Raw genomic sequence first — 8,006 nt, 5'->3', positions numbered from 1 at the left:
AGTTTTTACTTTATGGTCAAAGAAGCAGCAGAAGCCGAGCCACAACCAGAATTACCTAGCTTTTTTGCGGCGGTGAAAATGGCTAGTCACCAATTTGCGGGAGTGATGGCGGCAACGATGTCGCATAATGAGGCGTGGCATTTTGGGCGGATGGGTAGATCGATCGAGCGGGCTGATAAAACGACACGGATTTTGGATGTAAAATACTTTATAGTTTTACCTGGTGGGGTCGGATCGCCGCTGGATGAATTGCAGTGGATCGCCTTATTAAGATCGGTGAGTGCGTATGAAATGTATCGCAAAACCTGTCACCGAATTAGTCCAACCGATATTGCTAAGTTCTTGATCTTCGATCGAGAGTTTCCCAGATCGATTCAACACTGCTTGCGCTCGACTGAGAAATCTTTACATCTAATTAGTGGCAACAATGGTTTAAATACCTGGTGTAATTCTGCCGAACTTAAATTGGGTAAATTACGATCAGAGTTGGACTTTTTATCGATCGAGGAAGTGATCGAACGGGGCTTGCATGAATTCCTCGACGAAACCCAAAGTCGGATCAATATTGTATCCAAAGAGATTGGTGATACCTTTATGAAGATCGAGCTTGAGGCAGTATTATGACTGTTTTCCAGATCGAACACTCGATCGAGTATATCTACAGTCAACCAGTAATTTTCGCGCCCCATCAGCTCAGACTACGCCCGCGATCGAATGTTCACCAAGCGGTGTTATCATTCGATCTAGCGATCTCGCCTACGCCGCAACAAATTTCTGAATCTGTCGATCTCGATGGCAATAATTCGACTCTAGTTTGGTTCGACAACAATCTCACGAATAAGCTTCAAATCAGCACCAAGACTACCATATCTACCAATCTTACCAATCCCTTTAGTTACCTACTCGAACCCTGGGCGGCTGGTTTACCGATCGATTATCCGCTGTCATTATCCAGACAATTACAACCATATTCAACCGGATATTTAGGGCACTCGATCGATCCAATTGCAGCAGAATTAGCCGCCGAAATCTGGCAAACTGTCGATGGTAAAACCATTCCCTTTTTGACAGAACTCAATCAGCAAATTTATCATAATTGTCAATACTCGATCCGCGATACTGGCGCATCACTGCCACCAGGGATCGTCTGGAAACATCGCTCCGGTTCCTGTCGAGATTTCGTTGTTTTATTTATCGAAGTCTGTCGCGCCGTCGGATTAGCTGGAAGATTTGTCAGTGGCTATGAAGCTGGAGCTGAAACCGACGAGAGACACCTTCATGCTTGGGCAGAAATATATCTCCCAGGCGCAGGCTGGCGAGGCTATGATCCTACTCACGGATTGCTAGTCTCAGGAGACCACATTGCAGTCGCATCAAGTCCCTTCCCAGCCCAGACAACCCCTGTTGAAGGAACATTACGAACGATGGGGGCGATAACAAATGAAATGAACTATCGACTATTGATCCAGAAAACCTGAAAATTCGATTGAATCCAATTCGGTTTCGCTGCTTTGCTCCCAATCGATGGGAGGGATGCGATCAAAAGCGGTTTTTAAAAACGATTCCCACTCTCTGCGAACCTGTAATAAGTAAGGATCGCCGCGTTGAAGGGTGCGTTGGTGGAGAATTTCCAGACTATTAGTACGATACATTACTAGATCGATCGGTGGGCCGACAGAAACATTCGATTTCATCGTCGAATCAAAGGATAATATTGCACACTTTACCGCATCTTCGATACTGGTATCAAAGGTCAACACCCGATCTAAAATTGGTTTACCATACTTAACTTCGCCAATTTGCAAGAATGGCGTTTCGGGCATTGCCTTGATAAAATTGCCTTGACTGTAAAGCATATATAGCTCCGTGGCTTGTCCGCGTACCTGCCCGCCGAGTAAGATATTGCAATTGGCATCGATCCGATCTTTCTCCAACCATTCCCGCTCCCGCGCTTGTACAAAGCGCAGTTTCTGTCCGATATAACAAGCGATATCATACATACTCTGACAGGAATGCAAATTCTCCACATCCAGAGATCTCAAATCCTGCTCGATACTGAGCATCACAGATTGAGTAATCGAAAGATTTCCCGACGTACACATCAGAATCGTGCGATCTCCATGTACGGAAAAATCAAACATTTTCCGATAGGTAGAAACATAATCGACTCCCGCATTAGTACGAGAATCCGCAGCCATTACCAGTCCATGAGTAGAAATAATTCCTAAGCAATAAGTCATGTAAGCATCCTCAATTCTTCTTGCCAAACTTCCGTTGCAAATCGGCAAGTGTTGCTGTTTGACTTGATTCCGGTGCTGGTTGAGTTTTAGGTGCTATTTGTGATGGTTTAGCTGATGATGGTTGGGGTTTCTTGCTGCGTGCTGCTGGTGACGGTGATGGTCGATCTCCCGTTGATGTGGACACCCCAGTTTTCATCGTCAAACTCACCCGTTTGAGTTGAGCGTTGACTTCCAATACCTTTACTTTGACCACTTGACCGACTTTGACCACTTGATTGGGATCGCTGACAAAATTATCTGATAATTGGGAAATATGCACCAATCCATCTTGATGCACGCCGATATCTACAAATGCTCCAAAGTTAGCGACATTCGTCACGGTGCCTTCCAATTCCATCCCGACAACTAAATCGGTAATTTCTTGAATCCCCGCTTTGAAGGTGGCATATTTGAACTCAGCGCGAGGGTCACGTCCGGGTTTTTCGAGTTCGCCGATGATATCGCGAAGCGTGGGTTCGCCGATCGCGTCCGTGATATATTTCTTGAGATCTACTTGTTTGAGTTGTGTACCTAGCCTAGTTGGCTCTGTCAGCGGGATGTTGACATCTTTGGCGATCGCGGCCAGAATCGGGTAACTTTCAGGGTGGACGGCGGTATTGTCGAGGGGATTTTCACCGTCGCGGATGCGGAGGAAACCAGCCGCCTGTTCGTAAGCTTTCGGCCCTAGCTTGGCTACTTTGAGCAGTTGTTTGCGGTTTTTAAAAGCTCCATGCTCGTTCCGATAGGCGATAATATTGTTAGCAACTACGGGACTTAAACCGGATACAAATGCGAGTAATTCTTTTGACGCAGTATTGAGATCGACGCCGACATAGTTGACACAACTTTCCACAGTATCATCGAGTTTTTTCCTGAGTAACTTTTGGTCTACATCGTGCTGATATTGCCCGACACCGATCGATTTGGGATCGATTTTTACTAGTTCGGCGAGTGGATCTTGTAAGCGGCGACCGATACTAATTGCCCCGCGCACTGTAATGTCCAGATCGGGAAATTCTGAAATCGCGACATCACTCGCTGAATAAATCGATGCGCCCGATTCATTGACCATCACTTTAATCGGCTTTGGTTCGACATCTGCCAAAAGTTCGATCACAAATTGGTCAGTTTCGCGGCCAGCGGTACCATTACCGATCGCAATTAATTGGATATTATATTTTTTGATAAACTGCTTAATAGTATTCGCAGCCTGTTGACGTTGGTTTGCTGCCTGATGGGGGAAAACTGCCTCATAAGCCAAGTATTTACCAGTCTCCGATAATACTGCCACCTTACAACCACTGCGGAATCCTGGATCGATCGCCAGTGTCGGTTTCATCCCCGCCGGAGCCGATAATAATAGCTCGCGAAGATTGGTTTCAAAGTTAGAAATCGAACCGATATCTGCTTGCAATTTACACTCAGATCGAACTTCATTGACTAGCGATGTCTTCATCAACCGATTGAAAGCATCTTTGATCATCGACTGATAAAACGATCGAATCGCAGGTATTTTAGTCTTAATCTCTTGCGTAGCTAAATACTCACAGATATCATCTTCATCAAATTCTAATTCTAAACTCAACACTTTTTCGGTTTCGCCACGAAATAGAGCCAGTAAATTATGTGGTGCAACTTTACTAACTGGTGCAGAATACTTTCGGTACATCTCAAACTTAGTCGAGCCTTCAGCCACATCATCTTTAATCTTGGATCTAAACTGACCTTCAGATTGAATATACTCGCGAATATAAGCCCGTAAATTAGCTTTATCAGCGATCGATTCAGCGATAATATCAGCAGCACCAGCCAAAGCGTCGGCGGCTGTCTTGACACCTTTTTCTTCGTCGATATATTTAGCTGCTTCTGGCTCTAATTCTATGGGCTGGGCACTGGCATTATTTAAAGAGCGAATTAATTCAGCTAACGGCTCTAAGCCTTTTTCTCTAGCAATTGTCGCTCTTGTGCGTCGTTTGGGTTTGTATGGTAGATACAGATCTTCTAACTCTGTCTTTAATAAACAGTTCTCGATCTTCGATCTCAGTTCTGGAGTTAGTTTATCTTGAGACTCGATCGAACTCAGAATACTTTCTTTCCGCGCCGCTAGTTCTGTTAGATATGTGAATCGTTCTTCTAGTTCGCGTAAGACGATTTCATTCATCTCATCCGTTCGCTCTTTCCGATATCTGGCAATAAACGGAATCGTGCCTCCTTCGGCAAATAAATCTAGAACATTTTGGACGATGTTGGGATTTAAGTCGAGTTCGGCAGCAATTTGAGTGCGGATGTCTAACATGGAAGATTATTAATATGGAAAAGGTTTAAAATTTAAATAGAGGTCAACGATCTCTCTGCCATCAAAACCATACTAACATTATAATTATGAGCTATGAAAGTTATTGGAACTTTTACCAAGTATCAATTTAACTAGAGCGGTGCAGAGAGAAACATGATAATTGCCAAATATTTATAAAATAGTTGAAGACAAGTTTCTGATTGAGCCGATGTCGAACTGAAATTAGACATTAATTAGCTGAATACCATTGTAGCCGACTTATTTTAGACCACGGTCGGTTAAAGATTTGATCGCCATCGATCGATCGGGATGATAGCTCTTAGCATTCGATCGGATCTATTAGGCCCAAAACCTTGTTTAACAAACGCACTAGGATGTTTGTGGGATAGTTGGGTTTCGCTATTGCTCTACCCAACCTACAATCTTTCTGAGTTATCCTACTTTACTCAAGATTTGAGCAACGACGGTCATCGTTTGCTCGTAAAGTAGATCCCGACTCCAGCGTTGAAGATACTCAGCGAGTAAATCTTCCGCACTGCGCTCGGCGAGGGAAGTTACTTCCTCCACCCGTGCGGTTTGGGTACCACCGCGCATTTCCATCTGCATACAACCAGCTACTTCCGAACAGAGGACGGTGATGCAGTTGGCTTTCGGATTGGTAGAATTGAGCCGGACACCCATCAGATCGCCAGGAATTTCGCCAGGATCGGCAGTGGGCATTCCGGCTAGCTCGGTATGAATCTTCCGGCCGTCAGGAGCGACAAAATCCACCTCGCGCAAGTCATAATCGCCGCCAGTATGCTTGTAGCTGATGGGTTGCCATTGGAGGCGACTGGAGAGCCAACCGAGAAACATAATTGCTTGAGCCGGATTGCCTAATTCATAATTGACATCGACTCGATCGATTTCGGTGATATCTTTGCGACGAGCAGGGGGATCGAAGGCTTCGGCGGTGAGTTCTTGCCAGCCCGCAATCCTGCGCCAGTTGAGGTCGATCGTGGGAATACCCCGATCGAGAATCTCGTGCAGCTTTAATAATTCAGCTTCAGGAGTCGTAAAATCCGAAGAATCAAAGATCGCTGAATGCGCTGTCTGAGCTAGTTGGAGAAATAGTGGTTGGGTGGGATTGGGCGTATCTTTCCACCACAAGAAGCGGGGGAGGTCGGGCACGGCGAGATTGGCGATGCTCTCGCTATTGCGCTCTAAGGCGTCTGGAGTGGCGCGCAAGGTCACGTATTCGCTACAAACGAGGGAATGCAGGTATTGCTTCTTCATGGGGCAATAGACGGACACTTGGGCGGTCACGCCCGTATCTTCACCCATCACCGGACAGAGGGTCACAATCCGCCGAGGGTTGGTATTGGCGATCGCATCGGTAACTATGTAGCCGCGATTATTCACATCTTTTTCGATGGCGAGGGAGTGTGTATCGTGATTCACCGTAATCCGATCGTGATAAGCGGTCTGGATTTTGCTCAGTGTCTCGCGATCGAGTTTCCCAGTCCGTTGCAGTTGATAAGCAGTTTGGGCAGATTTAATCGCTTTGACTTGGGCGGGGCCAAAAATACCATCGATCGGGCCATTGTAGAAACCCAAGACCGCCAGCATGTGCTGGGTCGGTTCTGGCTCATACACCATCAAGGTAAAGGTACTAGCTTGAGTCGCGACGATCGCATCTTGAGTCTGACTTTCTGGTTGATAGTCTTTCCAGATTTGGCCTAATTCCTGCTCGATATCGGCGACCGAAACATCCTTCGGCGCGCGGAGGGAGACGACTGGGGGGGATTGGGTACTCATAAATTAGGCTTTAGGGATTGGCTTTAGGCTTCAGGGAAATCCCCTCCTGGGAGGGGTGCCCGTAGGGCGGGGTGGGTTCTAGAAACTACGCTTCACCGATTTAAGATCGATGCCACTTTCGGCCATCATCGTTGATCAGATCTTCTGCTGCTAGTGGCCCCCATGTCCCAGCTTCATACTGGGCGATCGAATCGGGATCGGTGTTGGCTTCCCAGTCAGAAAGGGCGGGGGTGACGATCCGCCAGGCTTCTTCAACTTCGTCGGAGCGGGTAAACAGGGTTTGGTCGCCGAGCATACAGTCGATCAATAACCTGTCGTATGCGTCAGAAGATTTGACGCCGAAGGCTTCCTGGTAGTTGAAGTCCATATTTTCTGTCCGAGTCCGGAGATCTGCTCCAGGCATTTTGGCTTCAAATTGGAGGGAGATCCCTTCGTTGGGATAAATCTGGATTGTGAGCAGATTGGGATTTGCTTGACGGGAGGCAGATTGGAAGATTAACCAGGGGACGGGTTTAAATTGAATCGTAATTTCAGAAACCTTTTTCGGTAGCCGTTTTCCTGTCCGCAGGTAGAACGGCACGTCTTTCCACCGCCAATTATCGACCATGAATTTCATGGCGACAAAACAAGGATTGACAGAGCCTTCGGCTACGCCTGGTTCTTCCCGATAACCAGGGATTGGTTCGCCTTTCATCCAACCTGGCTTATATTGGCCGCGAATAGCCGATCGATTAAGATTATTGACATCCGCTAGGCGAGTAGCTTCGAGCACTTTGACTTTTTCGGTACGAATCGAATCTGCATCGAGGGCGTTGGGTGGTTCCATCGCTGTGAGACAAAACACTTGCATCAAATGGTTTTGGAGCATATCGCGCAATGCACCAGCGGATTCGTAATAACCCGCCCGATCTTCGACACCGACGGTTTCCGCGACGGTGATCTGGACATTATCAATGTAATTGCGATTCCAGAGCGGTTCAAAGATCGCATTGGCAAATCGCAACACCATCAAGTTTTGGACGGTTTCTTTGCCCAGATAATGGTCGATCCGGTAAACTTGTTGCTCTTGACAATGCTGGCGGACAACGCGGTTTAATACTCGGGCTGAGGCGAGATCGCGCCCGAAGGGTTTTTCGATGACGAGGCGATGTTTTTGGACATCATTTAACATCCCTGCGCTACCAAGCTGCTTAATCGCTTCGGGGAAAAAGTTGGGAGCGACGGAGAGATAAAAGACGCGATTGCCCATAGTCCGGCGATCGGTATCGAGTTCGCCGAGGAGGGTTTTGAGTTTGAGGTAGCTTTCGGGTTTGTCGATGTCGCCAGGGCAATAGTAGAGTCCTTTGGCGAATTCTTCCCAGGCGGCTTCATCTTGGATGCCGTTACCAAATTCGATGATGCCTTGTTTGGAGTGTTCGCGGAAGTATTCGTTAGTCCATTCGCGGCGGGCGACACCGACGATGGTGATTTCGGGTGGAAGGCGGCGATCGAGTCGCATTTGATATAATGCGGGGATCAGTTTGCGGTGGGTGAGGTCGCCGGATGCACCGAAGATGGTCAGGATTTGGGGTTCGGGGACGCGTTCTTGTCTGAGTCCGAGGCGGAAGGGGTTTTCTAGTAGATCGATCATTACT

Annotated in this window: 6 protein-coding genes; 2 read left to right on the top strand and 4 right to left on the bottom strand. The window is 47.1% G+C overall.

Going from position 1 to position 8,006, the window contains the following annotated elements:
* Window positions 1–624 (top strand): alpha-E domain-containing protein (locus RMO27_RS02520; RefSeq protein ID WP_309728749.1); only part of this gene is annotated, 624 nt, incomplete at its 5' end.
* A complete protein-coding gene (locus tag RMO27_RS02515) occupies window positions 621–1,478 on the top strand; it encodes a transglutaminase family protein (RefSeq protein ID WP_309728747.1) in 858 nt (285 codons plus the stop codon). The genes RMO27_RS02520 and RMO27_RS02515, both read left to right, overlap by 4 nt.
* On the opposite strand, the gene RMO27_RS02510 is transcribed toward RMO27_RS02515, so the two are convergent.
* The 4 genes from RMO27_RS02510 to zwf all read right to left on the bottom strand — a co-directional run bounded on the left by RMO27_RS02510 (window position 1,458) and on the right by zwf (window position 8,002).
* The gene (locus tag RMO27_RS02510; protein WP_309728745.1) at window positions 1,458–2,240 is read right to left on the bottom strand and encodes a proteasome-type protease; all 783 of its coding nucleotides are present in this window, start codon (window positions 2,238–2,240) and stop codon (window positions 1,458–1,460) included. The two genes, RMO27_RS02515 and RMO27_RS02510, sit on opposite strands and share 21 nt — an antisense overlap.
* Before the next feature lie 10 nt (window positions 2,241–2,250).
* A complete protein-coding gene (locus RMO27_RS02505; RefSeq protein WP_309728742.1) occupies window positions 2,251–4,575 on the bottom strand; it encodes a Tex family protein in 2,325 nt (774 codons plus the stop codon).
* A gap of 432 nt (window positions 4,576–5,007) precedes the next feature.
* On the bottom strand, window positions 5,008–6,372 hold the full coding sequence (gene opcA, locus RMO27_RS02500; protein WP_309728740.1) for a glucose-6-phosphate dehydrogenase assembly protein OpcA: 1,365 nt from the start codon (window positions 6,370–6,372) through the stop codon (window positions 5,008–5,010).
* A 100-nt stretch (window positions 6,373–6,472) separates the two neighbouring features.
* Window positions 6,473–8,002 carry a glucose-6-phosphate dehydrogenase gene (gene zwf / locus RMO27_RS02495; protein ID WP_309728750.1) on the bottom strand — a complete coding sequence of 510 codons (1,530 nt, stop codon included), beginning with the start codon at window positions 8,000–8,002 and terminating at the stop codon, window positions 6,473–6,475.
* Window positions 8,003–8,006: the final 4 nt, after the last annotated feature.

Source organism: Chamaesiphon sp. OTE_75_metabat_556 (assembly GCF_031378165.1).
Lineage (GTDB): Bacteria > Cyanobacteriota > Cyanobacteriia > Cyanobacteriales > Chamaesiphonaceae > Chamaesiphon.
Note: the sequence above shows the minus strand (reverse complement) of the source record. Positions and strands in the feature narration are given on the sequence as shown.

Excerpts from the sequence above, each read along its gene's own strand:
- RMO27_RS02515 (WP_309728747.1), top strand. The coding sequence starts at position 621 with ATGACTGTTTTCCAGATCGAACACTCGATCGAGTATATCTACAGTCAA.
- RMO27_RS02510 (WP_309728745.1), bottom strand. The coding sequence starts at position 2,240 with ATGACTTATTGCTTAGGAATTATTTCTACTCATGGACTGGTAATGGCT.
- RMO27_RS02505 (WP_309728742.1), bottom strand. The coding sequence starts at position 4,575 with ATGTTAGACATCCGCACTCAAATTGCTGCCGAACTCGACTTAAATCCC.
- opcA (WP_309728740.1), bottom strand. The coding sequence starts at position 6,372 with ATGAGTACCCAATCCCCCCCAGTCGTCTCCCTCCGCGCGCCGAAGGAT.
- zwf (WP_309728750.1), bottom strand. The coding sequence starts at position 8,002 with ATGATCGATCTACTAGAAAACCCCTTCCGCCTCGGACTCAGACAAGAA.